Genomic DNA, 25,598 nt, shown 5'->3' on the forward strand with positions numbered 1-25,598 from the left:
CAAGGATGCGCAGTGCCTGAAGCCTCGCTGTTCCAGTCGTTCTTCCTGATCTTTACCGGTGCCGCCATCGTTGCGTCACTGGCGCTGTGGGGCCGCCAGCCTCTGCTCGTCGCCTACATTGCGCTGGGTTGCCTGCTCGGCCCCTCCGGCCTCGCCGTGATTGACAACGTCGACCTAATGGCGGAAATGTCCAGCATCGGCATCATCTTCCTGCTGTTCCTGCTGGGGCTCGATATGCAGCCCAAGGCGCTCATTTCCGTGCTGCGCAAAGCTACCTTTGTCGGCCTGATCAGTTGCGGCATATTCCTCGCCATGGGCTATGGCATTGGCCGACTGTTCGGCTTTACCGACACGGAAAGCTGGGTCATTGGTATGGCGATGATGTTTTCCAGCACCATTATCGGTATCAAGTTGCTGCCCACCACCGTGCTGCACCACAAACATCTCGGTGAAATGATGGTCGGGCTGCTCCTGTTCCAGGACTTTGTCGCCATCACCTGCCTGATGATCCTGCTGAGCGGCAGCACCGGCTCCGTCGACTTTACGCAGCTGGGCATTTCCTTCGCCGCCCTGCCACTGCTCATCGGGTTTGCCTGGGGCGCGGTGCGCTACGTCCTGCAGCCGCTGCTCACCAAGTTTGACCGCTTCCACGAATACGTCTTTCTGCTCGCTCTCGGCTGGTGCATGGGGCTCGCCGAACTCGCGGAAGTCGTCGGCCTGTCGCGGGAAATCGGTGCCTTTATCGCCGGCATCACCCTCGCCACCAGCCCCATCGCCCAATACATTGCCATCAGCCTGAAACCGCTGCGGGATTTCTTCCTGATTCTGTTTTTCTTCAGCCTTGGGGCCCAGTTCCACCTGGACATGGTGCCGGAAATCGCCCTACCCGCGGTGGTCGCCGCGATTGCGGTACTGGCCATCAAGCCGGTGATTTTTCGCTACCTGCTCGGGCAGCAGAGCGAGCGCAAGATATTGGCGTGGGATATTGGCTTCCGCCTAGGGCAAATCAGTGAGTTCTCGCTGCTGATCGCATTTTTGGCAGTCAGCCAGCAGCTGATCGGCAGCAAGGCATCACACCTCATCCAGGCCACCGCGATTCTGACCTTCCTGGTGTCTTCCTATATAGTGGTGCTGAACTTCCCGAACCCGATTGCAATCAAAGACGAGTTGCGACGGGACTGAGTTGCCACAGAGACGCGGCGGGTAGGTTCCGAGTAACCTGCTTGCGACTGTTATGCATTTACTCCCAAGTGCCCTGGAATAATCTAACCCTCTTAGTGCCATGCTCTGACGAGTAAACAGTTAGTATTACTCCAGCATCCCGTTCAGAGCGCGCTGAAAAAATGGCTTCTTGCACTGCCGAAATGACTTCTGCATCATCAGTTTTGTACAAATTAATGTGAACTTTATCGCCTAATAGAGAAGCGCCCTCCCAAAAAATGTAGCCATTTTTCGAGCACTCTTCTCTGCTTGCACATATGCCTTTTTCAATAAGGGATACCGTGGCCGCCTCAGCATATGCCACAGCGCTATCTCTATCTATATCACCACAACCAAGCAACGATAGACAGATCAAAGATAAGTAGTTCTTCATATCTTCCTTGATGCATAACGCCTTGCGCAGCGGCGGCTTACTTTGTGTGTTTTTTGCGCAAAAATAGGAGCGTAGCGACTGCGCAAAAAGCGCGCAAAGTAAGACGTCGGTCTGCCGCAACTTGTTATGAGTTTTTCCTTAGCGCTTGGCCCAACCATAAACTATCAGATGATTGACTATGGAGTGAGACTCCTTCTTCCCCTGCAGCTCGTTTGATAGCTCACTACCACCCCAATCTTCCGACATAAGATGATCGTGTGACTGCCCCGATTTCTCTGCCTCATTAGCAATCGCTTGCAAGCGCGATGCTAACCAGCGAAGTCTATCTGGCGAGCCATGGATATAGATTTGCTCACACTCTTCATCCCTCTCGACGGTTAGCACAGTATTCTCCAAGACTCATAACATTTATATCGTAGCCCCAAAGACTACTATCACTGCGTTTCTGTTGCGATAGAAAAGTGACTCGGGATATGTGAAAGCTTTATGCAATTCAAAGACTTAACCGGTTCGTTTGATTTTCGAACAACGACAATGTGTTCATCGCGACTGCTATCCCCGGTTTATCCCGAACACCCTAAATCTTTGTTTTAAATATAAATTTTCCGGAACTCTGCACCTTGCAAATAGATAACAGTCTTCGCGACCGAATTATCAGGAGGCTTACGGAGATTCCCGCGTGAATACGTGGGCCTATACCAGGCCCTGAGGCTATGGTCCGCTCAGCGGTCCGGCCCCTTAGCATTCCGCTCAGTAATGCACCATCCGAATAAATGCACGGCACCAGAAAAAGGGAAATCGTCGTCACAGCCAGAATTCCGTAGCCCGGCGAGATTGCCATCGGAATCATGAGTTTCACCTGCACAGAGGTTTCACGATTTATCGGCATCAAGCCACAAAACGAGTCCAACGTAATGAGGACAACCGGGCGGAATCGCCCTGCTGCGGCCTTGGTGGGGTCAGGCATGGGCATGCCGTGAGCGCGCAGGCGTTTGCCGTATTCGATCATCACCAGGGTCCTCTGGTCGGCGGGCACTGTATCGGCGGTTAGGGTCATTAACCGAGCGCCGCGACCGGTGAGTTTCCATTCTGAGCACAAACCCGACAAGCGCCCGGCCCGGCACCCCTGTTCCCGTGCAAAATCGAAAGGTCTGTCACACGGATACGGCTGAATCGCGGCCATGCGAAGATTCTTTGACCATTCCGTCGAAAAATGTGATCACAAATAGTGAAGTCTCAACGGAGGTTGGTTATCATTGCCGGTATAGATTCGCACCGATTGAGCCCGGCGAGGGAAGCACCTCCGGCCAATCAGCAGGAGGGCTTCCAGCAAGCCCTCCTGCACGGAAGGCGAGATCTGACACCGTTTACCGGAACCACCTATCGCACGGACCATACCATGAGCAAAAACCAGCCTTTGGCACACTGGGACGACATTCTCCTGCTGGACCGCCAGCTGACAGATGAAGAGCGGATGATCCGCGACGCCGCCCGTGAATACTGCCAGTCAAAACTGATGCCGCGGGTACTCGAAGCCAACCGCAACGAAATTTTCGACCGCAATATCATGCGTGAAATGGGCGAACTGGGTCTGCTCGGCTCCACCATTGAGGGCTATGACTGCGCCGGCCTCAACTACGTCTCCTACGGACTGGTAGCGCGGGAAGTGGAGCGCGTCGATTCCGGCTACCGCTCTGCCATGAGCGTGCAGTCCAGCCTGGTCATGCATCCTATCTATGCCTACGGCAGCGAAGCGCAGAAAGAGAAGTACCTGCCCAAGCTCGCCAGCGGCGAATGGGTCGGCTGTTTCGGTCTGACCGAGCCCGATGCAGGCTCCGACCCAGGCGGCATGAAAACCCGCGCGAAAAAAGTGGACGGCGGCTACCGCCTCAGCGGCGCCAAGATGTGGATCACCAACAGCCCAATCGCTGATGTGTTCGTGGTCTGGGCCAAAGACGATGAAGGTGATATCCGCGGCTTTGTGCTGGACAAAGGGATGGAAGGCCTTAGCGCGCCCAAGATTGAGGGTAAATTCTCCCTGCGCGCGTCCATCACCGGCGAGATCGTGATGGACAATGTGTTTGTGCCGGAAGAAAACCGGTTCCCCAATATCAAAGGCCTGAGCGGCCCCTTCGGCTGCCTGAACCGCGCCCGCTACGGCATTTCCTGGGGCGCCATGGGCGCGGCGGAGTTCTGCTGGCACGCGGCCCGTCAGTACGGCCTCGACCGCAAACAGTTCGACAAGCCTCTGGCCCAGACCCAGCTGTTTCAGAAAAAGCTCGCCGACATGCAGACCGAAATCACCCTCGGCCTGCAGGGATCGTTGCGCGTGGGTCGCCTGATGGATGAGCAGAAGAGCCATTTTGACCCGACCATGATTTCCCTGGTCAAGCGCAATAACTGTGGCAAGGCCCTGGACATCGCACGCACCGCGCGGGACATGCACGGCGGCAACGGCATCGCGGACGAATTCCATGTCATTCGCCATGTGATGAACCTGGAAGCCGTCAATACCTATGAAGGCACCCACGACGTGCATGCGCTGATTCTTGGCCGCGCCCAAACCGGCCTGCAGGCGTTTTTCTAACCTCGGGTATTCAGGCTGTACCGGAGCCCTGCGGGGCTCCATAATTCCCGTTTCCCCAATACAACGCGGCAGACGGGAATCCATGGAACAACTGCTTTTCTGGTGCGACCTGGTCGGCATCGTCGTCTTTGCCTTCACCGGAGTTTTGGCCGCCGGTCACAAGCAGATGGACCTGTTCGGTGCTGTCGTCCTGGCCTGCGTCACAGCCACCGGCGGTGGCACCACCCGGGACATGATCCTCAACGTCCCCGTGTTCTGGCTCTCTGACAGCTACTACCTGTGGATCGCCGCCACCACTGGCGTTATCAGCTTCTACCTCATCCGTTACCTGCAAGTCCCCATGCGCCTGCTGATGATCGCCGATGCCGCCGGTCTGGCGATATTCGTGGTGATCGGCACCCAGAAAGTGCTCAGTCTCGGACATAGCCCCGCCATCGCCATCGTAATGGGCGTGATGACCGGCACCTTTGGCGGCCTGATCCGGGATCTTCTTTGCGGCGACATACCACTGCTGCTGCGACGGGAAATATATGCCACCGCGGCCTTGAGTGGCGCCGCCGCTCTGGTGATACTGGACGACATTCAGGGGTTACCCGGAGAGGCGGTGGTGGCCATCGCGGTACTGGTGACCCTGGGGATTCGACTCGCCGCGCTGCGCTGGAACCTGTCCGCGCCCATTGCGCGCATTCGCCCCGAACCCTGACACTCGCGCCAGAATTTCATTGAAGACAGACACATGATGCCCTTACGTATTTTTCTCACCGGCAGCCGCAGACTGCTGTTGGTGCCGTTACTTGCACTGGTGACCGCTGGCTGCACAAAGAGCGATCCCACGGATGCGGCCGCGGCCAGCCGCTTGATTGCCAAGCCGTGCTGGTTTGCAACAGAGGCAAGCTGGCCCACCACCCAGTGCTACATGATGGAAGTGCCGGAAAACCACGACAAACCGGCGGGCAGAAAAATCCAGTTTCCGGTGGTGCGTTTTTTTGCAGAAATCAGTGACCCCGACAAGGAGCCCCTGCTCCACCTGGGCGCCGGTGGGCCCGGGGCCAGCATGGGCCTTGAACCCGAAAATGCCAGCGACTGGCTGTGGGTCAACTACGCGGGCATGACGGTCGAGAATGGGCGCGACCTGATCATCATCGATCCCCGCGGTACCGGCATGGCCCGCCCGAGACTCGCGTGCGATGAATTCATCAAGGACGCGAACCTCGCCTTTACCCGCAACCTGAGTACCGATGAAGAGTCCCGTGTTTTCACCTACAGCATGGAGCGCTGCTATACCCGCCTTAGCGCCACCGCCGATCTGGCCCACTACAACAGCGCCACCGTCGCCCGCGATGTTGAGGCGCTGCGCCAGGCACTGGGAATCCCCAAGCTGAACCTGTACGGCGTCTCTTATGCGAGCCGCTACGCACTGACCATTGCACGGGATTTCCCGCAATCCGTGCGCGCCCTGGTGCTCAACAGCGCCGTCTTCCCGGAGATCATCTACACCCAGCAACTGCCCGAGGATGTGATTGCCGCGTACCAGCGCGGGCTGGACTACTGCAGCCAGGATACGCAATGCAACAAGCAGTATCCCGATCTTAAGCGCCGCCTGGAAACCCTGGTGGAGGAGCTCGACGAAACCCCTCTCACCGTGGAAACCGGCAACATTCATCCAGGCGAGCGTTACCCTTTCCTGCTGACCGGCCAGCGCCTGCTGCGCGTACTATTTCAGGCGCTGTATGACGAGCGCTTTTACAAGGAGCTGCCCGCGATCATCGAGGAACTCGAGTCCGATCAGGCGGAACAGCTAAAGCCCGCCATCGCCAGCTTTATGGGGTTGGTGCTCGACCCCAATTTCGGCGATGCCGCAGGCATCAGCCATTTCTGTTATGAGGAAGCACCCTTTGTGGACTTCGACAAGGCCCGGCTGTCTGCGTCTAACAGCGGCATTCTGGGTGGCTCGGTGCGCTCTGACATCAACATGATGCAGCTGCAATGCCGCATATGGGCCATCCCCTCCGCTCCCCAGCTGGAGTCCCGGGCGGTCAAAACAACACTGCCAACACTGGTCATGCATGGCGCTCTCGACCCGGTGCTTGCTGCCAAGGATGCAGACCGGGCCCGCAAAAAGCTCCCCAATCACCAGTGGTTACTGTTCCCGCAACTGGCACACGATGTGATTTCAGCCAGTGACTGCGCCGAACAGGCGGCAGCCCGCTTCCTGGACGACCCGCAACAGCCCGTCACTGAAGTCGCCACCAGCTGCCGCAAAGAGGAACTAGCACGGATGGCAGAGCTGGAGAAGAAAATCGCGGAAATGGAGCAGAAGCCGACGCAGGAGCCTGCGAACGGCGCGGCGATAAAACCCGAAGGCGAGAGCGCGCGTGACACGGCCGAGGGGGAAAAACAGCGCAGCCATACCCTACCCGCCGGCAACCGCTATTCCGAAGCACACTGACGCTGGACAAATCTGCCCATGGGGCTTAATTTGGTCGCAATAACGACGATAAAACGCAGTAGCTATGACATATCAGGGTGTGATTGAAGTTACCGAGCTGGCCGAACTTGTGGATCAACGGGATCGCAACGCTGGCCAACTGGTGATTCTGGATTGCCGCTACAACCTGGCAGACCAACAGGCCGGCGAGCAGGCGTATCTCAGCGAGCATATCCCGGGCGCCCACTACGCCAGCCTGCATCAGGATCTCTCGGGTGCCTGCGAACGCTACGGTGGTCGCCACCCCCTGCCCTCCGCCCACCACTTTTCCGAGTTTGCTCGCTCAGTGGGCGTGTCTGAAGAGACACAAGTGGTGGTCTACGATGACCAGCGCTTGGCCTTTGCCGCGCGCGCCTGGTGGCTGTTTCGCCATTTCGGGCACGCGCGGGTTGCTGTTCTGAACGGCGGCCTGCAGGCCTGGAAAAAGGCCGGACTACCGACTACAGCGGATCCTACCAGTGCCCCTGTTGCGGGCAGCTTCACGGCTTCGGCCAATGCCGCGGAGCTAGTGCACTACGATGACCTCTACCCGCATCTGCAAACCCCGCCCTGGCAGCTGGTGGATGCCCGCGAACCCAAGCGCTTTCTCGGTAACGAGGAGCCCATCGACCCCGTCGCGGGGCACATCCCGGGCGCAGTCAACAAACCCTGGCAGAACGTCACCGACGATCAGGGCTTGATCAAGCCCATCGCCGCGCTACGCGAGCACTGGCAGACAATCCCCGCCGATGACGATATCGTGTGTTATTGCGGATCCGGCGTTACCGCGTGCGTGAACCTCTTGTCCCTGCACCTGATCGGGCGCAACGCACAGCTCTACCCCGGCAGCTGGAGCGACTGGTGCGCGCACATTCTGCATCCGCGCACCGAGTCTGCCTGAGCGGCCACCAGTCCAGGCGCACTACCGCAGCAGGCAGGCGCCGGTTCCGGCAAGACCGCAATAGCCACCGGGATTCTTCGCCAGGTATTGCTGGTGATCTTCTTCCGCGTAGTAAAACGTCGGCGCGGGCCCGATTTCGGTGGTAATGGCACCAAAGCCCTTATCGGCCAGCGCTCGCTGGAAATCGCTTTCGGAGGCTTTGGCCTGCGCCAGCTGCTCATCCCCGTAGGTGTAGATACAGGAACGATACTGGGTGCCCAGGTCGTTGCCCTGGCGCATGCCCTGAGTAGGGTCATGCTCTTCCCAAAAACGGCGTAACAGCTCGTCGTAACTGATCTTCTGCGGATCAAATACCACCAGCACCACTTCCGCGTGTCCGGTGCCACCGCTGCACACTTCCTGGTAATTCGGGTTGGGCGTATGCCCCCCGGCGTAGCCAACCGCGGTGACATAAACGCCGTCAATTTCCCAGAACAAGCGTTCCGCGCCCCAGAAACAGCCCATACCAAAAACAGCCTGCTGCATACCTTCCGGGAATGGTGGGCGCATGGCGTGACCGGACACAAAATGTTTCCCGCTGATCGGCATGGCTTCAGAGCGGCCAGGAAGCGCCTGATCGCGCGAAGGCATCTGGGTTTTATCGTAATCCATGAGATTTACCTCTTGTCACTGAAACGGCCGCGTTATTCGCCCGCAAGCATAATACAGCCGGTGGCTTTCATCGGGCGCTGAGTCTGCCATTCGAAATACCGGGCGTCGAGTTTTTCCTCCGCCCGCTCCGCCAGGCGCCGAAATGGTGAGCGCCCCGGGTCAACCAGCAGTACCCGCCCCACACCAGCGCGCAGGGCACGCCGGGTTAAATTGAACAGCGGCGCTTCCAACTGATCCCAGAAGCAGATATCCGTGCCGATCACCGCATCAAACTCCGCAAGGGCCGCCTGTGTGACCTTCTCATAGCGGCAGCGCCAGGTTTTGATCTCCACCCCGTTCAGCGCCGCGTGATATTCCGCAAACGGAAATACGCTGGGGTCCGCATCCAGAGACGTCACCCGCGCATCGAACGTCTTGGCACAAAAAATTCCGCCCAGCCCCCAACCACAGCCAAGGTCCAGCACCCGTGCGCCTTGTTTAAGCGGGTGCTTTTTCAGGTAATCCATGGTCAGGCAGGAACTTCGCCAAAACTTGTTTCCGTGCAGGCTGGCGTCCCCCGCCTCCCGCCGCAGCCTGCGCATATCCGGGTGCGCGTTTTTGCGCACAGTCAAACCAAACATCGTGCGGCTGAGAGAATGACTTTCAGACAAGGAACTCCCCTTTTGTATTCACCGTTATGCTGTAACCGGGTCGTAGCTTATATGGTGGCCCAAGGCCCGGTTTCAACCAGTGCGCCACTTTGCCCGCGCAATCCGCTGTGCGGCGGGTTCCACAAAAATAACGCAGCTGCTGCCATTTGTGCGAAGTCGGCCCGCTCCGCCGTAACTGCTCGCCCATCTAGTCTACTTTTGCAGATGAGCCTTTGCCGGCTTTATCCACCGATGACGGTTTTAGCCGCGCGATGACGTCGTTCTTGTAGACAAGAGAGCAGAGCATGAATAAGAAACTCCGCAGATCACTATTACTAGCTGTCACTGCGGCGGCGACTTCCAGTGCATATGCGGTGCCAATCTATCAGTCCAATCAGGTTACCCTCTACATGGAGGGCTATTTTACCGCGCACATGGTAAATACCTTTGGCGACACGCAAATGCAGGACGGCGCCTCGCGCATACGTTTCGGCCTCAATATTCCCGCTTACGACCTTTGGGATACCGGCTTCAACGTCGAGTGGGGCATCGCCGCGATTTCTTCTGCGCAAGACCTGCTGATACAGGGCGACCAGCAGGTCTCCCCTGCCGACCGCAACCAATCGTTCTACCTTCGCCAGGGTCACGCGTTTGCCAAGCACCCCAAGTGGGGGGACTTTTCCGCGGGCAAGCAGTGGGGGGTGTACTACGAGGTAACCTATATCACCGACTGGTACAACGTCTCCGGTGGCCTCGCCAGCGGTACCTACGGCCTCAATACCGATGGCGGCGCCACGGGCACGGGTCGCGCCGACAGCGCGCTGGCCTGGCGCAAGAAATGGGAATTTGATGCGGGCGAATTCAAGATTGGCGTGCAGTACGCCTCCCATGTGGCCGACCTCGCGATTAGTGTCGATGACATTGCCGGCCCCGATACCCGCCTGGTATGCCCTCGGGGAGATTGCGAGTACGGCATCAGCCACGGCATTGCCGCGGTGTACCGGGCCGATATCGGCGACGGCTTTTTTATCGGCGCCGCCTACAACCGCGTGAAACTGGATATCGCCAGCCAGGACGGGCTGATTTTCGACACATCGGTTACACCACCCGTACTAATTCGGGATGACTTTGCGTTTAATGCCAGCAGCAACATCTGGACCACCGCCGTTGGCACCTACTATGGCAAAGAGGCGTTTGCCAAAGGCTTCTACGGTGCCTTCGTGTACCAGCGTTCCCAGAACAATCAGTTGGCACCGATCGGCTCGGTAACGGGAATCACCAACTTTTTTGATGCGCGGGGCTCAGAGTCTTTTCTCAGCTACACCTGGGGTGCTGACAATTGCTACTCCTTCTACGGCGGGCACAACTACCTGGAATCCGACGACCCGGAATTCAATGCGGCACTCCTCGATGCCGATAAATACCGGCTGGAGCAGTACTATCTGGGCTTCCAGTACCGCTGGAACGAGCGGGTGCGCATTTACTTCGAAAATGCGTTTGATGGCAGCAATGCGGTGGCCTCGCCGGATTACGACAGCTTTAACGCCATCGGCATTCGTATCGACATCTGATACGCTTGCGGCCTGAATTATTTCCGGGAGCAGCAAACCTTGGGCCGCATGATTTTACTGATTGCCGTAGGCATTTTTGCCTGGCTGGCAGTCCAACAGTTCAAATACACCCCGCCAGAGCGCCGGCGCAAACTGATATTGCAATACCTGTTGATCGCACTGGCGCTGGCGGCGGTTCTGTTAGCGGTTACCGGGCGGCTGCACTGGGTGGGTGCCGCGGTGGCCGTGGTGCTGCCGCTGGTCAATCGGCTGTGGCGAACCTTCGGCCGGCATCTGCCGTGGATTGCACCACTGATCGCCAAACACGCCCAGGCAAAGGCAGAAAAAGAAAAAGCCAAAAACGCCAATACTGAGGAGCAGCAATCAGGGCACAAGGCGCAGCGCCCCGATGAGCCGCCGCTGACAGTGGCCGAGGCACGCAAGATACTGTGTGTTTCCGCCGATGCCAGCAAAGAAGAAATCATTGGCGCTCACCGCAAACTCATCCAGAAATTCCACCCGGACCGCGGAGGCAATGACTACCTCGCCTCCCGCATCAATGCCGCCAAGGCCCTGCTGCTCAAGCAGTTCGATCAGTAAGCCCGCTCAGGCCCGCCGGCACAACAGATGTACGTAGCGGGCCAATTGTCGATACGGATCGACGCGCGAGTAGTCGAGCTCTTTCTCCACAATCGCCGCCGCTGGTAACTTGTCACGCATCTCCGGCGTCATGAAATCATGAAAGCAGCGAATGCCACTGTGAGCAATCACCGAGAGCCCCGCCTGGGGTATCCACCCCATCACCTCTTCCGGTAACAACGGGTTGCGCGGTGTCAGACTCCCCGGGTGCCCACCCCAGTCACCGCTGCTGCGGTTGCGATCGAGCTGCCGCAAACTGCCACGCTGCAGCAGGCGAAACTCCAGCGCACGCCGATTGTAAAACGTCAGGGAAAGGTAGCCACCCGGGGCGAGGCTTTCGGCGAGATGCACCAGCGCCTGCTGCGGCTGGTCCAGCCATTCGAGCACCGCATGGCAGAGCAGCAGGTCGGCCTGGGGAATACGGGGGTCCGCGCGCAACGCCTGCAATGGCAGTTGCAGGGCCTGCACACGCTCCGCCAGCCCCAGCGCCGTAACCTGCTCCCGGGCCAGCGCCAACATGGCCTCGGAAATATCGGTAATCCAGACACGGTGCCCTGCCCCGGCAAGATCCAGCGCAAACTGCCCCTGCCCGCCGCCAGCATCCACCACCTTGAGCGTGCGGGCCACTGCGGTATCCAGTACCGGCGCAAGATCCCGGTTCAGTACCGCCAGGCGGATATCGCCCTTCAACCCGCCGTAAATCCGCTTGCGGAAGCGTTGCGCCAGGTCATCAAAATTGCGATCAGCCACGGCGGCAATGCCCGATTTCCAGTGTATCGATCACTTACTTGTCCCTGACCTGATCCAGGGAGCGACCCTCGGCGGCCAGAATGACCTGCAGGGTGCGCGAGCGGAACTCCCGCATATACAACACCCAGATCACGGCCAGATAACCGCCTACAAACAGCACCGGATGGACAAACCAGCCCATTACCGCCATGGAGAAGTAGAAAGAGCGCAGGCCATAGTTGTAGCTGTGCCCCGCCTGGTCGATGACCTTGGCGGCACTGATGGCATAGCGGCGACGCTCCTCGCGGGTCACCTCCTCCTCGTCGACGGCCGGCGCGGCGCCGAGCAACACGTTGGCGAAAGAGTACTGGCGTAACGACCAGGTGAAATTAAAGAAGGCGAAGATATAGATCACGATGAGCACCATGACCTTGATCTCGAATTGCTCGACGGTTGTCGTCTGTGCAAATGGCAGGCTACTCAACACCTCCACCGCCGCCGTATTCGCTGAGAGCGCCGTTACCAGACCCGCCAGAATCAGGATACTGGTGGAAGCAAAGAAGCCAATCACCCGTTCCAGATTGCTGAGAATGGCCGCATCCGGCATGCGCATGTCCCGCTCCAGCATACGCAGCATCCATTCGACCCGGTACCACTGCATGGAGGAAGCCAGGCACCAGGCGGTTTTCGCTTTCCTGCGCGCGAACGCCGTGTAACCGGCCCATGTCAGGCAAAAGCCGGCAAGGCTCGCAAAATCCATCCAGTTCAACGCACGGTCCCCCATCTACTACATTTATGGCGCTAGATAATAAGGCTGAAGTTTCGCACCGGTGACGCGGGTGTCAACACCGACGTGGAGTATCGCATCGATGACCGGCACAGACAGTGCACCAGTAACGCCACAGGTGCCTGTCAACCCTGTCATTTTCACCGTCCGGAGCGCTAAAATGGCCGCCGATTTTGCCGGCTCAGGAGGATTGATCCGCCCCGGCAACCGCAAACTACCCATTGGAGCTGTCTTTTGAGCAACGCACATCCCGCATTCGAACCTGTAACCAGTGCCGAAATCGAATCCCTCGGCGTTCGCGTGGAAGAGTATCGCCACCGCCGTACCGGCGCCCAGCACCTGCACATTGCCGCCGATAACCCGGAAAACGTTTTCCTCGTGGCCCTGCGCACCGTGCCGGAAGACTCCACCGGCGTTGCGCATATTCTCGAACACACCGCGCTGTGCGGCAGTGACAAATACCCGGTGCGCGACCCCTTCTTCATGATGATACGGCGCTCCCTGAACACCTTCATGAACGCCTTCACCAGCTCAGACTGGACCGCCTACCCGTTTGCCAGCCAGAACCGCAAAGACTTCGACAACCTGCTGGACGTGTATCTCGACGCGGTGTTCTTCGCCAAACTGGACCCGCTGGATTTCGCCCAGGAAGGCCACCGCCTGGAGTTCGCTGAAACCGAAAACCCGGAGAGTGAACTGGTATTCAAGGGCGTGGTCTTCAATGAAATGAAGGGCGCAATGAGCTCAGTCACCTCCCAATTGTGGCAGACACTGAGTAAATACCTGTTCCCCACCACCACCTACCACTTCAATTCTGGCGGTGAGCCCGCGGATATTCCCGACCTCACCTACGAGCAGCTGGTGAACTTCTACCGCAGCCACTACCACCCCAGTAATGCCATCTTCATGACCTTTGGCGATATCGAAGCGGCAGAACACCAGGCAGTCTTCGAAGAAAAAGCCCTGCATAAATTCGACCAACAGCACAAAACCATCGAGGTCGGCCGCGAAAAACTGTACGTGGCACCGGTGCGGGTGGAAGAGCAATACCCGCTGCCAGGGGAAAAAAGCCTGGACGAAAAAACCCATATCGTATTGGGCTGGCTGCTCGGTGACGTCACCGATCTGGAACAGGCACTAACCGCGCATCTGTTGTCGGGCGTGCTGCTCGACAACAGTGCCTCGCCCCTGATGCACCTGCTGGAAACCACCGAGCTCGGCCAATCCCCTTCGCCACTGTGCGGCCTAGACGACTCGCAACGCGAACTGGTGTTCGTATGTGGCATCGAGGGCAGCGAGCGCGATCGGGCGGATGCGCTGGAAAAACAGGTGCTGGATGTCATTCAGGACGTGGCGGAAAACGGTGTCCCCTACGAGCAGGTTTCCGCCGCCCTGCACCAGCTGGAGCTGCAACAGCGGGAAATCGGCGGTGACGGCTACCCCTATGGCCTGCAGCTGATCCTGACCGCGCTCACCGGCGCCACCCACCGCGGCGATGCCATTGGCCTGCTCAATATCGACGCCGCGCTGGAAAAACTGCGCGCGCAGATACAGGATCCGAAATTCATCGCCAATGCCGCCCGCCAGTTGCTGCTGGATAATTCGCACCGGGTTCGCCTGGTATTGTCGCCGGACGCCGACATGGCGAACCGCGCGGAGCAGGCGGAAAAATCGCGCCTGGCACAGATCAAACAGCGCCTCACCGACGGCGAAAAGCAGCAGATCGTGCAAACCGCCAAGGCACTGGCAGAGCGCCAGCTGCGCAAGGATGACGAGTCCATTCTGCCGAAAGTGGGCGTCGAGGACATTCCGCCGGAGCTGCCCAAGGTTGAGGGCGAGGAAGTCGACGTCAATAATGCCAAGGTGACCCGCTACAGCGCCGGCACCAACGGCCTGGTGTACCAGCAACTGGTCGCCACACTGCCCGACTTCACCGATGAAGAACGCATACTGGTGCCCTATTACTGCCAGGTTTTGAGCGAGTTGGGACTCGGCGACAAAAACTATCTCGAGGTGCAGCAGTGGCAAGCAGCGGTGGCGGGCTCCCTCCACGGATTCACCAGCCATCGCACGCGGCTGGACGACCTGAGCAGCCAGACCGGGCACTTCATTCTTTCTGGCAAAGCGCTGGCGGCCAACCAGGCGGCGCTCACCGAACTGATGCAGGCCACCATGGAGCAGGTGCGCTTTGACGAGCTGCCACGCATCAAGGAATTACTGCTGCAGACACTGGCGCGACGGGAACAGTCCGTGGTCGGCAGCGGCCATGCACTGGCCATGGCAGCCGCCAGCGCCGGCTTCAACCGTGCGGCAGCAGAGGGCCATGAATCCGGCGGCCTGCTCGGCCTGCGCCAACTCAAGGCTCTCATGCAAACCCTCGACAGCGACGCGGGGCTGGAAGCCCTCGCTGGCAAGTTCAGCGGCATTCACCAGAAAATACTCAATGCCAAACGCCAGTTTCTCGTCGTTGGTGAGGAAGAGCGGTTGTCGGATTTCACCGCAACGCTGGGAACGCTGGCAAATAACGCAGAACAGCCGTCGGCACTGCCGGAAGCGCCCTTCAGTCCGCACAAAGTCGGGGAAGTCTGGGTGGCCAACAGCCAGGTGAACTTCTGCGCAAAAGCCTATCCCACCGTCCCCATGTCCCACCCCGATGCCCCGGCCCTGGCTGTGCTCGGCGGCTTCCTGCGCAACGGATTCCTGCACCGCACGATTCGCGAACAGGGCGGCGCCTATGGCGGCGGTGCCAGCCACGATGTAAACATCGGCGCATTCCGCTTTTACTCCTACCGCGACCCGCGCATGGCAGAGACCCTCAAGGACTTCGATGCCTCCGTGGACTGGCTGCTGAACGAGTCCCACGAGGACGCCCAGGTGGAAGAAGCGGTGCTCGGTGTGGTCGGCGGTATGGACAAGCCGGGATCACCGGCGGGGGAAGCCAAAAAAGCCTTCCACTCCAACCTGTACGGCCGGACGCATGCGGTGCGCCAGGAATTCCGGCGCAAGGTTACGGAAGTGACTCTGGACGACCTGCAGCGAGTGGGCAGAACCTACCTGCAACCGGAAAAAGCCAGTACTGCCGTCGTGACCGGCACCCAGGGTCTTGAAGCCGGGCTGGCGTTAGACCTGCACGAAGAAAAGTTGTAACGGAAACGGGTGAGTAACACGCGGTGAACAAGAAAGACACGATTTTTTCCAAGCCCCTGGGCGAAGTGGCAGGCTTCAGTTTTGACCAGTCGGTGGTGGAAGTCTTTCCGGATATGATCCAGCGATCGGTGCCGGGTTATACCACCATCGTCGCCATGATCGGCACCCTCGCCGAGCGCTATGCCCAGGCGGGGAGCCGCTGCTACGACCTCGGCAGTTCCCTGTGCGCAGCGACCCTGGCCATGCGCCACCGCATTCCCGCCGCCGATTGCGAGATTGTCGCCGTGGACAACTCCCCGGCCATGGTGGAGCGCGCACGCACGGTCCTGGCCGCCGACAGCGGCCAGGTACCGGTGCAACTGGTGTGCGATGATTTACAGAACGTCACAATCGAAAACGCGTCTGTGGTGGTACTCAACTTCACCCTGCAGTTTATTGCCACGCAGGAACGGGAAACGATTCTGCAAAAAATTTACCGCGGCCTGCGCCCGGGTGGCGTGCTGATTCTTTCCGAAAAAGTTGCGTTCTCCGATCACGATCATCAGGAGCTGATGATCGACCTGCACCACTCCTTCAAGGCCGCCAACGGCTACAGCGCACTGGAAATCGCCCAGAAACGCAGCGCGCTGGAAAATGTGCTGTTGCCTGAAACCCTGTACGACCACCGCACACGCCTGAAAAACGTCGGCTTCCACAGTGTGGATGTTTGGTTCCAATGCTTCAATTTCGCCTCACTGATCGCCATCAAACAGCGAGACGGCTGAGCGACACACCACGATGATTGATTACACCCCGCTCTACACAGGCCTGCAGCATATTCCGGAGCTGCGCGGCTGGCTCGCTACCCTTCCCCAGCAAATCGCCGATGGGCTCAGCCCTGCGCGCTGGGGCGATTTACCGGAATGGGAAGCCGCCCTGGCGGCGCTGCCCGACATCACGCCCTCCTCTATTGAGACTGGCAGCGAGGTGTGCATTGGCTGCGCTGCAGACATCACCGACGCGCAAAGCGCACTGCTGGAAAGCCAGCTGCGCAAACTCCACCCCTGGCGCAAGGGACCGTGGACCGTATTCGATACGTTCATCGACACCGAGTGGCGCTCTGACTGGAAATGGGACCGGGTTGCCCCCCATCTGGACGACCTGAACAACCGGCTGGTGCTGGATGTGGGCTGCGGTAGTGGCTACCACTGCTGGCGGCAGTATGGTGCCGGGGCACGGCGCGTAATCGGCATCGATCCTTCGGCAAAGTTTGTTGCGCAGTTCTACGCGCTGAAAAAGTATCTGGGCCTTAACCGCCCCGTCGATGTACTGCCGCTGGGTATCGAAGCCCTGCCGGAAGGCCTGCGTGCCTTCGACACCACGCTTTCCATGGGGGTGCTGTACCACCGGCGCTCACCGCTGGATCACCTGCGCGAACTTCGGGAAACCCTGCGCCCGGGCGGCCAGCTTCTGCTGGAAACCCTGGTCATCGACGGCGGCCCGGGGGAATGCCTGGTACCCGAAGGGCGCTACGCAAAAATGCGCAACGTGTGGTTCTTCCCCAGTACCGCGACCCTGGAAAGCTGGCTGCGTAAAACCGGCTTCACGGACGTAAAAACCGTCGATCTCGATCGCACCACCGTGGAGGAGCAACGCAGCACCGACTGGATGACGTTTGAGTCCCTGGCCGACTTTCTGGATCCAAACAACCCGCACAAGACCGTTGAGGGACACCCCGCCCCACTCCGTGCCACCCTGACCGCCACGGCCCCCTGAGCGCATAAATCCTCGACGCAATAAGCCAGTATCTTCCGCGCTGGCTTACGCGACCAGCTGCCGCTCCGGGTCCGCAATATTCCCTGCGCTATCCCGGGGGAGACTAGTTGTTTGTGGTATTTCTGCGGGCAATCACCAAATTTAATCTCGATTTTGGCCCGCTGTATTGCGTGTGAAAAGCGCTTCGGCGAACGTGTACGCGGCCGATTCGCGCCTCTCGCCAACAGAGACGCCCCGGCACCCTAACTACACTTATCAGCATGGCCGGCAGCGACGATACGCCGCTGGCACCCAGAACGAGAGAATCCCACAAACCCCATGAGCATCAGCGTTTTCGAACTGTTCAAAATCGGCGTAGGCCCATCCAGCTCGCACACCGTGGGCCCCATGGTCGCCGCGCGCCAGTTTGTCTGCGACCTGGAGCAACAGGGATTGCTGAGCAAGACCGAGCGGGTTGAAGTACACCTGTACGGCTCGCTGGCACTCACCGGTATCGGCCACGGCACTGACATGGCGGTCCTGATGGGGCTCGAAGGTGAAGCGCCCGACAGCATTGATGTCGACGCCATCGATGGGCGGCTGGCCGGTATTGAGAAACACCAGCAACTCATCCTCAACGGTTTGCGCGCCATCCATTTCGAGCGTGCGCGGGACCTGCTGTTCCACAAAGAAGAATTTTTACCCCAGCACTCCAACGGCATGACCTGCAAGGCGTTCGCGGGGGATGAGTGCCTGTTTGAACGCAGCTACTTCTCCATCGGCGGCGGCTTCGTACTGTCCGAGGAAGACTTCCGTCACCGCGAGCAGATCGCCACCCTGCTCCCTTATGACTTCAGCTCCGCGGAAGAGCTCATGGCACTGTGCGAACGTCACGGTTGGACCATTGCCGAGCTGGCGATGGAAAACGAAAAAGCCTTTCGCAGTGAGCAGGAAGTAAAAGATGCGCTGTGGCACATCTGGGAAGTCATGGATGCCTCCATCCAGCGAGGCTGTCACCAGAGTGGTGTGCTGCCGGGTGGACTCGGTGTGCGTCGACGCGCCGAAGAACACTACCGGGAACTCTCCAAACAAAGCGATGAAGAGCGCCGCAAGGGGCTGTCCATTCTCGACTGGGTGAGCCTGTTTGCGTTGGCAGTGAATGAGGAAAACGCGGCCCGCGGCCGGATTGTCACCGCCCCAACCAATGGTGCCGCTGGCGTGATTCCAGCCACCATTGCCTATTACGTGCAGTTCGTTCACGAGCCTGCGGAGCACGGAGACCTGAAAGACCAGGTAGTGGAATTCATGCTCACCGCGGGCGCGATCGGCATGCTGTTCAAGAAAAACGCATCCATTTCCGCCGCCGAAGTGGGCTGCCAAGGTGAGATTGGCGTGGCCTGTTCCATGGCGTCCGCGGGGCTGGCGGCAGTTCAGGGTGGCAGCAATCAACAGATCGAGAACGCCGCAGAAATCGGCATGGAGCACAACCTTGGGCTGACCTGCGACCCCATCGGTGGCCTGGTACAGGTGCCCTGTATCGAGCGCAATACCATGGGTGCCGTAAAAGCCATCAATGCGGCACGCCTGGCCCTGCGCGGCACCGGCGCGCATATCGTGCCCCTCGACAGCGTAATCGAAACCATGCGCCAGACCGGCATCGACATGCAGAGCAAGTACAAGGAAACCTCCCTTGGCGGGCTGGCAGTCAACGTTGTGAACTGCTGAGGACACACCGCACGGTCACACCGCCCAGCCCCCCCACGTGATTATCCCGGCACGCCGTGCCGGGTATACACATCAAATCGACCAGATTTACCCTCAAAGCACAGGCTCGGTTGTGCTCCGTTCAAATGGGGGGCCAGCCGTGGGCGCTTGACCACGGTTCGGTAATAGCAGGCCGCCAGTGCGGGCGGCAAAAGGCTGTCCGCGTCTTCATCGCTGCCCACAATCTGGTGAAACGCCACCATCTCTTTTTTCACTTTCGCGCTTTTGTCGCGGCTGGGAAACATCGGGTCCAGATAAATCACCGGAATAGACTCGGCGCCCTGCGCCGCCAGCCAGCTGGCGGCACTGGTCACCGCCGGCTCCAGGTGCAAACGCGCGGCGATGGAGGCCAGCTCCGGATCACTGAGCGCGGCCTCCCGCAGCCGTCTGACGCCGTCTTCCAGCAATGCGTATACCACCGGATTCCGCTCCAGCATACGCACCGAACAGCCCAGTGACGCCAGTACGAAGGCATCCCGCCCCAGGCCTGCAGTGGCATCCAGCACCTGCGGGTAAAAACCGCCGCGCACACCCACGGCCTTGGCGATCTGCTGCCCCTTGCCGCCGCCAAACTTGCGCCGATGCGCCACGGCGCCCGTGACAAAGTCCACTTCCACAGGTCCCGGCGCCTTGCGCCCGGTGGCGCACAGCTGCAAGCGTTCCCCGCACTTCAGTACGAAGGGCACGGCATCACTGTCGATCAGTTTTTCCGGGGCTTCTCCGAGGCACGACAAAGCCAGTCGCTCTGCCAGCGCTTCCGCAGGCGCACAGAATTCACTCGCCGCGGCGGTCACCGCGAGCTGCAGGGTGGAAGGCATGTTGAAGGATTATCCGTCGCGTAAAGCGGGGGAATTTAACCGGGATAGCGCAACCATTCCAGTGCCTCCTCCTCCTCGTCGAGAGGAAACGGGCGCACCTCGGCGGCCACAAAGTGATTCAGCAGCTGGGGCATAAAGCCCAGTAGGGTGTTGTCGGAAAGCACCGCTATGCGGTGGAAGTGGCGATGCTGATTGCGGGTAAACACACAGTTTGGCACCTGTGCGGCGAAATTCTGCCAGCCGCGATAGTGGCGGGCATCAATCAACAAACCCTGCAAGTAGCCGTGCTCACAGATCACCGGGTCAACCTGTGCCGCCAATGCACGGAACTCCGCTGGCCGGAGCTCTGCCACAGGGCGGATTTCCAGAATATCGTGGTCGTTATGCCAACAGTGCTCAATCATGGCCTGACACAATTCCGTAACTACCTTTATAGCGTAGAAAAGAAAAAGGCCGCGAACCAGTCGCGGCCTTTTTTCACGGTAGTGCCAAAGACACTCAGCCAGCCATTATTGCGGCTCACCTTCCTTTTTTTCGTCCTCACCACGGAGTTTGTCCATGGCATCGTCCGCCGCATCTTTGGTCGCCTCACCGGCGTCCTTAAGTGCGTCGCCCGCGTCTTCTGCGGCATCTTTAATGGCATCACCCGCATCTTCCGCAGTGTCCTTTATCGCGTCGCCCGCATCACGGGCGGCCTCCTCGGTGTCATCCAGGAGGGTGCGGCCCGAGGACTGCGGATCATCCGTGGTGGGCGCAACGTCATCACTTTCTTGCGGCATCGTCGGATCGGAGTCCATGTCCGGTGGTGTGGTGCTTTCCGCCGGCGGTGTCTCCATGTTGTCGTAGGCATCGCCCACGGAGTCGTCCGAGCGCTGCGCCATGAAATAACCGATGATCAACAGCAAGATAATCAGTGGCAGTAGTAGTTTCTTCATAAACCCAATGACCCCTGGTCAACGTTAGAAAGTTCAGAACGATAAGAGCAACTGGTTGCATGGCAGAGACATTACCTGGTACTCCACATACCCGGCCCAGCCATTCATTGGTCCTGTCGTTACCGGTTGGCTCCATCACCAGGCTCGCAAGCCCACAATCAACGGAAGAAGACGGCGCCAATACTGATAAGAATAATCCCCAATCCACACACTTCAAGGAACAATGTTCCATCTTTCAAGGCTTATTGATTATAAAAACGCACGCATATATTAGGACAGCATCTAAACGGGCACAGGTAAGGGGGCACAGGTGCGCCGCAAATTGGCACGCCATCACGCCCTGATGCGGGTCGGCACTGGCCGCTTACCCCTGGTAGAACTGGTTGAGTTGCGCCAGCAAAGTGGCCGCGTCGGCCTCTTCAATGGCGGCATCACAGTCCGCAAGCTGCAACCGACCCAGTGTGTCGGACTCTGCAAAAATCAGGTACTGGGCACCGCGCTTCAGTTTTCGCTCGCAGTCTTTCAGGGTCAGCCGGAACGCCACCAAATCACCGGGCTTACCCTTCCAGACATTTTCCGCCACGCCGGTGTACACGTAGCCGAGAATCGCCGACATCCCCGGTTCCGACAAAGCACTGTCGATTAACCGATGCACGCTGGAAATCTTTACCCTGGCAACAAGCTCTGCGCGCTGGATGCGCTGGTAGATAGCCTTGTCCAGGCTGTGGGGAGGGCTGTGCACAGGACTGAGGGGAGAAATGGCTGCCGCGGCCACCGGCTCTTCTGCGGCTGCAGCCGCCAACGCGGGTAAACAGAGCAGCGTGAACAGAACGAGAACCCTTCGGACGAACCCAGTATCCCGGGCCGTTGGTGCTTGAGTAGACATCCCTGCCATATCTCTGAACCTGTCATCATTATTATCGGCAACAAAAAAGGGCGCCGAAGCGCCCTTTTATCTTGCTACTGGAGCGGAAGCAATTCCAGCTCTACACGACGGTTGGCCTGGCGCCCCGCGTCGGAGTCGTTGCTCGCGATCGGGTAACGCTCACCATAACCCACCGCCTGCACGCGACCGGCAGCAACCCCACGGGTGGTGAAGAAGCCGGCAACGGATTCAGCGCGGCGCTCACTCAGGGTCTGATTGGTGACATCAGAACCCGTGCTGTCAGTGTGGCCACTGACACGAATCGCCGTTTTATCAAACTCCTTCAGCACCAGGACAACAGAGTCCAGGGTGTCGTAGAAATCGCTGCGAATTTCAAAGCGGTTGGTCGCAAAGGTAATGTTGCCCGGCATGATCAGGCGAATATTGTCACCCTCACGCTGTACACGTACGCCCGAGCCTTCCAGACGCTGACGCAGAGCCATTTCCTGGCGGTCCATGTAGTAGCCAACACCGCCACCGATGGCCGCGCCACCCAGTGCACCGGTAATCACGCCCTTTTTGCGGTCATTCTTGCTCGCGGTGGCGGCACCGATAATGGCACCAGCGACAGCACCGGCACCGGCGCCTTTGGCCGCGTTGCTGGTTTTGCTTTCCTGGGTGTAGGGATCCAGGGTGGTACAGCCGACCAGTGAACCGAGGGCAAGAATTGCTACCCATTTTTTCATTTACGTTTCTCCTAACGCTTTTAATCATCACGAGTGAAAATCGACGAACCCGTGCAGTATCGCTCTCAGCAGCTGACTGCAAGCTGAACCACAGGCCTCATGGCCACGAAGACTATGCGCAAAGTCACTACAGGTCTACCGCCGATTTCCCAAAATTGACGCTAACTACATTTAGCGCCGATTTTCTGTGCAGGGATGGCGGCCAGTGACGACACCCGGCAAAAACATTGCCGAACCGAACAGAATATTCAGGCCGACGCACTTAAATCCGCCCCAACCCACGCACTTCGACCATCCATCTTCGACCACTAACCTGCGACGCAGGGCTTTCGACCTTTCACTGGTGTGCCAGCGTGTAATTCACTCTTCCACAAGTTCTGTGGATAACTTTGTGCATGAAACTGCTAAAGACCACCCCAAGCCGCACAAGCCCTGGCCCTCAGCGATTTGGGCACTTTTTGGCCCAAATAACTTTACCTAATAAAATCAAGACCTTAGGGAGTTTTTCGCGTTTTCAGTACCAGGTAGCAGCCGATATCGCGATACCCACAGCCCGGCAACTCGCATGTGGAAAAAAACTTGTCAAGGGGTTGCCGGGGGTGGAAAACCGAAAATTCAGAAATTTCCAGAAATTAAGGTAGAAAAACGCGCAGCGCGGAACGGGTTCATCAGGGAACCCGGGGTTGCTCGCCGACGATCAATAATGTGGCGGCTTTTCCTCGTCGGGCTTCATCCCTTTTTGCACCTCAAAGGACAGGTCCTGATACTTTTCTGTCATCTCTTTGACCCGGGCCACCAGGGCGCGAATTTGCGCGTCCTGGGCGGTAATCACATCGTTCAATTGCGCCAGCGTATCTTCCTGAAATGCCAGCCGGGTTTCCAGCTCATCGATGCGCTCTGCCAGCGACTGCTGATTACTTGCACTCATGTCTTGTCTCCACCACTTACAACAGACGGTACAGGCAATTTTTCAAGCCCACCGCGCGCTGGTCCATAAACAGGCTCTGCCCCATGCGGGAGGTGACGTAGCCAAACCCAACTTCCGCCTCCGGGTCGGCGAAGCCGACGCTGCCACCCGCACCCGGGTGACCGAAGCCCGCTGCACTGCCGAAGTGCAGATCCTGCGCTGACGATGACTTCAAAAACCCGCAGCCAAAGGCCACTTCCGCCTGCAGTATGGCGTCCTGGCCACGGCTTTGCTCTGTGGTTGCTTCACGCAACAGAGCGGCGGGCAGCAGGCGCGGTGCGTCGCTGGCGAGATCGCCGTAAACCGCCGCCAGATCCCGCGCACTGAAGTGACCATTGGCCGCGGGAATCACCGCATTGCGCCACGGATCACCATTGGTGCCCATCATCAGGGAAACAGGGTTGGTAAACGCAGTGGCCACCGGCCCCTGCCGGTCTTCCTTGATTGAGCGCCCGATCGCGTTGTCGCGCAACTCTGGCAGCGGCTTCTTCAGCGGCCCGACATCAGCGATCGCCGTAGAGCGGTGCCCCACCGCGCCAAAGCCGCCATCCAGTTCGAGAGGATCAGCGATACCACTGCGATAGAGCGACATCAAAGGCTGTCCGCTGGCTTTTTCAATCAGCCCACCCAGGGTCCAGCCGTAAAGAAACGGTGCGTACCCTTGCTGGGAGCCCGGCGGCCACCAGGGGGCAGTAGCCGCAACCTGCGCCAGCGCTCTCGGCCAATCATAGATCAGGTCATCTGGCACCCGTTCACGGAAGGCAATCACACCAGAGCGATGACACAGCAACTGCCGCCCGGTGATTGTCGATTTACCGGCTTCGGCAAACTCCGGCCAGTAATGCGCCACCGGCAGGTCCAGGTCGAGGTTGCCCGCCGCTACCTGCTGCAGAGCCAGCACCGCGAGAATCCCCTTGGAACAGGAGAACACATTGGCAAGCGTCTCTTCCTCGAAGGCGCGCGTGCCGTGACGATCTGCATGCCCCGCCCACAGCGAGGCCACCTCTTCCCCCTGGTGCACCGCACTGAACGACGCCCCGACATCCCCGTGATCGCGAAAATTGGTGGCAAAGGCATCGTAAAGGGCTTCAAAGCCCGGGGCGCAATATCCCTGAATATCCATCGAGGTTGGCTACCGGTAGTTGTGGCTTTAGTAGGAGAGCCCCTCCGCGGGGGGCGGAGGGTTGAAACGGGGCGCAAGGATAGCCGATTGGCTACCGTGCTGTTAAGGCTGGCGGGGTCACTCTTCGGTGACGGGTTCGAAGTCTTCCAGCTTGTAACCGCAGTGCTTGCAGTACTCGGCATTGGCATCATGCCCGGCCCGCCCGCAGTTGTGGCAACGTGCCAACTGCTTTTCGCGGCCGAGCTCGTGGGCCAGCTCGGCCGTCACGATCCCGGTGGGCACCGCGATGATCGAGTAACCGATCAGCATCGTCATCGAGGCAATCGTCTGGCCCAGGGGCGTATGCGGTGTGATATCGCCGAAGCCCACGGTGGTGATGGTGACGATCGTCCAGTAGATACTGGTAGGAATGCTGGTAAACCCATGCTTGGGCCCCTCCACAATAAACATGATGCTGCCGAAAATGATGCAGATCACCAGCACGCTGGAATAAAACACCAGAATCCGCCGCCGCGCCTGCCACAGGGAGCGGACCAGCAGGTTGGCATCGCTCAGGTAGCGCACCAGTTTGAGCACCCGGAATATCCGCAACACCCGCAGCAGGCGGATCACCATCAGGTAGGTGGCACCCGTAAAAATCAGGGCCAGGTAGCTGGGCAGTATCGCCAGGAAATCCACCACCCCGTAAAAACTGAACACGTAAGAGCGGCGGTCGCGCGCGCAGTAAATCCGGGCCAGATACTCCACCGTGAACAAACCGGTAAAGAACCACTCCAGCGTGAAGAAAATCTCTCCATACCGCACCCACCAGCTCTCGACGGATGCCAGCAAAACCAGCCCCACGCTGACCAGGATGGTCGAAATCAGGACAACATCGAAATATTTCCCCGCGGGTGTGTCTGTGCCAAAGATTACTTCGTTCAGCCACTTGCGGGCACCAGTCAGGGGCATTCAGTCCTATCCTT

Annotated in this window: 26 protein-coding genes; 11 read left to right on the top strand and 15 right to left on the bottom strand. The window is 59.0% G+C overall.

The window, feature by feature from the left end; genetic code table 11:
• Positions 1–12: 12 nt before the first annotated feature.
• Positions 13–1,182, top strand: a complete 1,170-nt coding sequence (locus tag AU182_RS10725; RefSeq protein WP_066964763.1) for a cation:proton antiporter — start codon at positions 13–15, stop codon at positions 1,180–1,182.
• A gap of 58 nt (positions 1,183–1,240) precedes the next feature.
• Here the strand turns inward: AU182_RS10725 and AU182_RS10730 are convergent, their stop codons facing one another.
• From AU182_RS10730 to AU182_RS10735, 3 genes are all read right to left on the bottom strand, one after another.
• Positions 1,241–1,714, bottom strand: a complete 474-nt coding sequence (locus AU182_RS10730; RefSeq protein WP_066964765.1) for a hypothetical protein — start codon at positions 1,712–1,714, stop codon at positions 1,241–1,243.
• 18 nt (positions 1,715–1,732) lie between these two features.
• The gene (locus tag AU182_RS16920; RefSeq protein WP_193754327.1) at positions 1,733–1,978 is read right to left on the bottom strand and encodes an Imm32 family immunity protein; all 246 of its coding nucleotides are present in this window, start codon (positions 1,976–1,978) and stop codon (positions 1,733–1,735) included.
• A gap of 193 nt (positions 1,979–2,171) precedes the next feature.
• A complete protein-coding gene (locus AU182_RS10735) occupies positions 2,172–2,777 on the bottom strand; it encodes an efflux RND transporter permease subunit (RefSeq protein ID WP_153039211.1) in 606 nt (201 codons plus the stop codon).
• A 216-nt stretch (positions 2,778–2,993) separates the two neighbouring features.
• Here AU182_RS10735 and AU182_RS10740 point away from each other — a divergent pair, with 216 nt between their 5' ends.
• The 4 genes from AU182_RS10740 to AU182_RS10755 all read left to right on the top strand — a co-directional run bounded on the left by AU182_RS10740 (position 2,994) and on the right by AU182_RS10755 (position 7,549).
• Positions 2,994–4,181, top strand: coding sequence for an acyl-CoA dehydrogenase (locus AU182_RS10740; protein WP_066964770.1), 1,188 nt, complete (start codon positions 2,994–2,996; stop codon positions 4,179–4,181).
• Positions 4,182–4,263: 82 nt separating this feature from the next.
• Positions 4,264–4,884 (top strand): trimeric intracellular cation channel family protein, encoded by a 621-nt coding sequence (locus AU182_RS10745; protein ID WP_066964771.1) that lies wholly within the window; start codon positions 4,264–4,266, stop codon positions 4,882–4,884.
• Between the two features lie 33 nt (positions 4,885–4,917).
• Positions 4,918–6,630 (top strand): alpha/beta hydrolase, encoded by a 1,713-nt coding sequence (locus AU182_RS10750; protein ID WP_227718223.1) that lies wholly within the window; start codon positions 4,918–4,920, stop codon positions 6,628–6,630.
• Positions 6,631–6,694: 64 nt separating this feature from the next.
• Positions 6,695–7,549: a sulfurtransferase gene (locus tag AU182_RS10755; protein WP_082859368.1), complete on the top strand. Its 855-nt coding sequence runs from the start codon at positions 6,695–6,697 to the stop codon at positions 7,547–7,549.
• 21 nt (positions 7,550–7,570) lie between these two features.
• Here the strand turns inward: AU182_RS10755 and msrA are convergent, their stop codons facing one another.
• Both msrA and AU182_RS10765 read right to left on the bottom strand, forming a co-directional pair.
• Entirely contained in the window at positions 7,571–8,200 is a 630-nt protein-coding gene (gene msrA / locus AU182_RS10760; protein ID WP_066964779.1) for a peptide-methionine (S)-S-oxide reductase MsrA, read from the bottom strand.
• A gap of 32 nt (positions 8,201–8,232) precedes the next feature.
• Positions 8,233–8,850, bottom strand: coding sequence for a methyltransferase (locus tag AU182_RS10765; protein ID WP_082859369.1), 618 nt, complete (start codon positions 8,848–8,850; stop codon positions 8,233–8,235).
• 284 nt (positions 8,851–9,134) lie between these two features.
• Here AU182_RS10765 and AU182_RS10770 point away from each other — a divergent pair, with 284 nt between their 5' ends.
• Both AU182_RS10770 and AU182_RS10775 read left to right on the top strand, forming a co-directional pair.
• On the top strand, positions 9,135–10,400 hold the full coding sequence (locus AU182_RS10770) for a porin (protein WP_082859370.1): 1,266 nt from the start codon (positions 9,135–9,137) through the stop codon (positions 10,398–10,400).
• A gap of 48 nt (positions 10,401–10,448) precedes the next feature.
• Positions 10,449–10,979 (top strand): molecular chaperone DnaJ, encoded by a 531-nt coding sequence (locus tag AU182_RS10775; protein WP_227718224.1) that lies wholly within the window; start codon positions 10,449–10,451, stop codon positions 10,977–10,979.
• A 6-nt stretch (positions 10,980–10,985) separates the two neighbouring features.
• On the opposite strand, the gene AU182_RS10780 is transcribed toward AU182_RS10775, so the two are convergent.
• Positions 10,986–11,768, bottom strand: a complete 783-nt coding sequence (locus AU182_RS10780) for a methyltransferase (protein WP_066964788.1) — start codon at positions 11,766–11,768, stop codon at positions 10,986–10,988.
• 34 nt (positions 11,769–11,802) lie between these two features.
• Complete coding sequence (locus tag AU182_RS10785; protein ID WP_082859507.1) at positions 11,803–12,507, bottom strand: DUF599 domain-containing protein; 705 nt, start codon at positions 12,505–12,507, stop codon at positions 11,803–11,805.
• Positions 12,508–12,768: 261 nt separating this feature from the next.
• On the opposite strand from AU182_RS10785, the gene AU182_RS10790 reads away from it, so the two are divergent.
• The 4 genes from AU182_RS10790 to AU182_RS10805 all read left to right on the top strand — a co-directional run bounded on the left by AU182_RS10790 (position 12,769) and on the right by AU182_RS10805 (position 19,140).
• On the top strand, positions 12,769–15,681 hold the full coding sequence (locus tag AU182_RS10790) for an insulinase family protein (protein ID WP_066964793.1): 2,913 nt from the start codon (positions 12,769–12,771) through the stop codon (positions 15,679–15,681).
• A gap of 23 nt (positions 15,682–15,704) precedes the next feature.
• Complete coding sequence (gene cmoA / locus AU182_RS10795; RefSeq protein ID WP_066964795.1) at positions 15,705–16,445, top strand: carboxy-S-adenosyl-L-methionine synthase CmoA; 741 nt, start codon at positions 15,705–15,707, stop codon at positions 16,443–16,445.
• A 13-nt stretch (positions 16,446–16,458) separates the two neighbouring features.
• Positions 16,459–17,436: a tRNA 5-methoxyuridine(34)/uridine 5-oxyacetic acid(34) synthase CmoB gene (gene cmoB, locus AU182_RS10800; RefSeq protein ID WP_066964798.1), complete on the top strand. Its 978-nt coding sequence runs from the start codon at positions 16,459–16,461 to the stop codon at positions 17,434–17,436.
• A 318-nt stretch (positions 17,437–17,754) separates the two neighbouring features.
• Positions 17,755–19,140, top strand: a complete 1,386-nt coding sequence (locus AU182_RS10805) for an L-serine ammonia-lyase (RefSeq protein ID WP_066964801.1) — start codon at positions 17,755–17,757, stop codon at positions 19,138–19,140.
• Between the two features lie 41 nt (positions 19,141–19,181).
• Here AU182_RS10805 and AU182_RS10810 read toward each other — a convergent pair whose 3' ends face one another.
• From AU182_RS10810 to AU182_RS10845, 8 genes are all read right to left on the bottom strand, one after another.
• On the bottom strand, positions 19,182–19,997 hold the full coding sequence (locus tag AU182_RS10810) for a class I SAM-dependent methyltransferase (RefSeq protein WP_066964803.1): 816 nt from the start codon (positions 19,995–19,997) through the stop codon (positions 19,182–19,184).
• Positions 19,998–20,032: 35 nt separating this feature from the next.
• Entirely contained in the window at positions 20,033–20,401 is a 369-nt protein-coding gene (locus AU182_RS10815; protein ID WP_066964806.1) for an STAS/SEC14 domain-containing protein, read from the bottom strand.
• Positions 20,402–20,506: 105 nt separating this feature from the next.
• Positions 20,507–20,932 (bottom strand): hypothetical protein, encoded by a 426-nt coding sequence (locus tag AU182_RS10820; RefSeq protein WP_066964814.1) that lies wholly within the window; start codon positions 20,930–20,932, stop codon positions 20,507–20,509.
• Positions 20,933–21,296: 364 nt separating this feature from the next.
• Complete coding sequence (locus tag AU182_RS10825; RefSeq protein ID WP_193754328.1) at positions 21,297–21,707, bottom strand: hypothetical protein; 411 nt, start codon at positions 21,705–21,707, stop codon at positions 21,297–21,299.
• A 185-nt stretch (positions 21,708–21,892) separates the two neighbouring features.
• On the bottom strand, positions 21,893–22,543 hold the full coding sequence (locus AU182_RS10830; RefSeq protein WP_066964819.1) for an OmpA family protein: 651 nt from the start codon (positions 22,541–22,543) through the stop codon (positions 21,893–21,895).
• 697 nt (positions 22,544–23,240) lie between these two features.
• Entirely contained in the window at positions 23,241–23,471 is a 231-nt protein-coding gene (locus AU182_RS10835) for a SlyX family protein (RefSeq protein WP_066964822.1), read from the bottom strand.
• Positions 23,472–23,487: 16 nt separating this feature from the next.
• Positions 23,488–24,633: a serine hydrolase domain-containing protein gene (locus AU182_RS10840; protein WP_066964826.1), complete on the bottom strand. Its 1,146-nt coding sequence runs from the start codon at positions 24,631–24,633 to the stop codon at positions 23,488–23,490.
• Between the two features lie 117 nt (positions 24,634–24,750).
• The gene (locus tag AU182_RS10845) at positions 24,751–25,584 is read right to left on the bottom strand and encodes an ion transporter (protein ID WP_066964829.1); all 834 of its coding nucleotides are present in this window, start codon (positions 25,582–25,584) and stop codon (positions 24,751–24,753) included.
• Positions 25,585–25,598 lie beyond the last annotated feature (14 nt).

Source organism: Microbulbifer sp. Q7, from assembly GCF_001639145.1.
Classification (GTDB): Bacteria; Pseudomonadota; Gammaproteobacteria; order Pseudomonadales; family Cellvibrionaceae; genus Microbulbifer.

Bases quoted from the DNA above. Each gene is read 5' to 3' on its own strand.
- AU182_RS10735 (WP_153039211.1), bottom strand. From the start codon at position 2,777: ATGGCCGCGATTCAGCCGTATCCGTGTGACAGACCTTTCGATTTTGCA.
- AU182_RS10740 (WP_066964770.1), top strand. From the start codon at position 2,994: ATGAGCAAAAACCAGCCTTTGGCACACTGGGACGACATTCTCCTGCTG.
- AU182_RS10745 (WP_066964771.1), top strand. From the start codon at position 4,264: ATGGAACAACTGCTTTTCTGGTGCGACCTGGTCGGCATCGTCGTCTTT.
- AU182_RS10750 (WP_227718223.1), top strand. From the start codon at position 4,918: ATGATGCCCTTACGTATTTTTCTCACCGGCAGCCGCAGACTGCTGTTG.
- AU182_RS10755 (WP_082859368.1), top strand. From the start codon at position 6,695: ATGACATATCAGGGTGTGATTGAAGTTACCGAGCTGGCCGAACTTGTG.
- msrA (WP_066964779.1), bottom strand. From the start codon at position 8,200: ATGGATTACGATAAAACCCAGATGCCTTCGCGCGATCAGGCGCTTCCT.
- AU182_RS10770 (WP_082859370.1), top strand. From the start codon at position 9,135: ATGAATAAGAAACTCCGCAGATCACTATTACTAGCTGTCACTGCGGCG.
- AU182_RS10775 (WP_227718224.1), top strand. From the start codon at position 10,449: ATGATTTTACTGATTGCCGTAGGCATTTTTGCCTGGCTGGCAGTCCAA.
- AU182_RS10785 (WP_082859507.1), bottom strand. From the start codon at position 12,507: ATGGATTTTGCGAGCCTTGCCGGCTTTTGCCTGACATGGGCCGGTTAC.
- cmoB (WP_066964798.1), top strand. From the start codon at position 16,459: ATGATTGATTACACCCCGCTCTACACAGGCCTGCAGCATATTCCGGAG.
- AU182_RS10805 (WP_066964801.1), top strand. From the start codon at position 17,755: ATGAGCATCAGCGTTTTCGAACTGTTCAAAATCGGCGTAGGCCCATCC.
- AU182_RS10810 (WP_066964803.1), bottom strand. From the start codon at position 19,997: ATGCCTTCCACCCTGCAGCTCGCGGTGACCGCCGCGGCGAGTGAATTC.
- AU182_RS10815 (WP_066964806.1), bottom strand. From the start codon at position 20,401: ATGATTGAGCACTGTTGGCATAACGACCACGATATTCTGGAAATCCGC.
- AU182_RS10820 (WP_066964814.1), bottom strand. From the start codon at position 20,932: ATGAAGAAACTACTACTGCCACTGATTATCTTGCTGTTGATCATCGGT.
- AU182_RS10830 (WP_066964819.1), bottom strand. From the start codon at position 22,543: ATGAAAAAATGGGTAGCAATTCTTGCCCTCGGTTCACTGGTCGGCTGT.
- AU182_RS10835 (WP_066964822.1), bottom strand. From the start codon at position 23,471: ATGAGTGCAAGTAATCAGCAGTCGCTGGCAGAGCGCATCGATGAGCTG.
- AU182_RS10840 (WP_066964826.1), bottom strand. From the start codon at position 24,633: ATGGATATTCAGGGATATTGCGCCCCGGGCTTTGAAGCCCTTTACGAT.
- AU182_RS10845 (WP_066964829.1), bottom strand. From the start codon at position 25,584: ATGCCCCTGACTGGTGCCCGCAAGTGGCTGAACGAAGTAATCTTTGGC.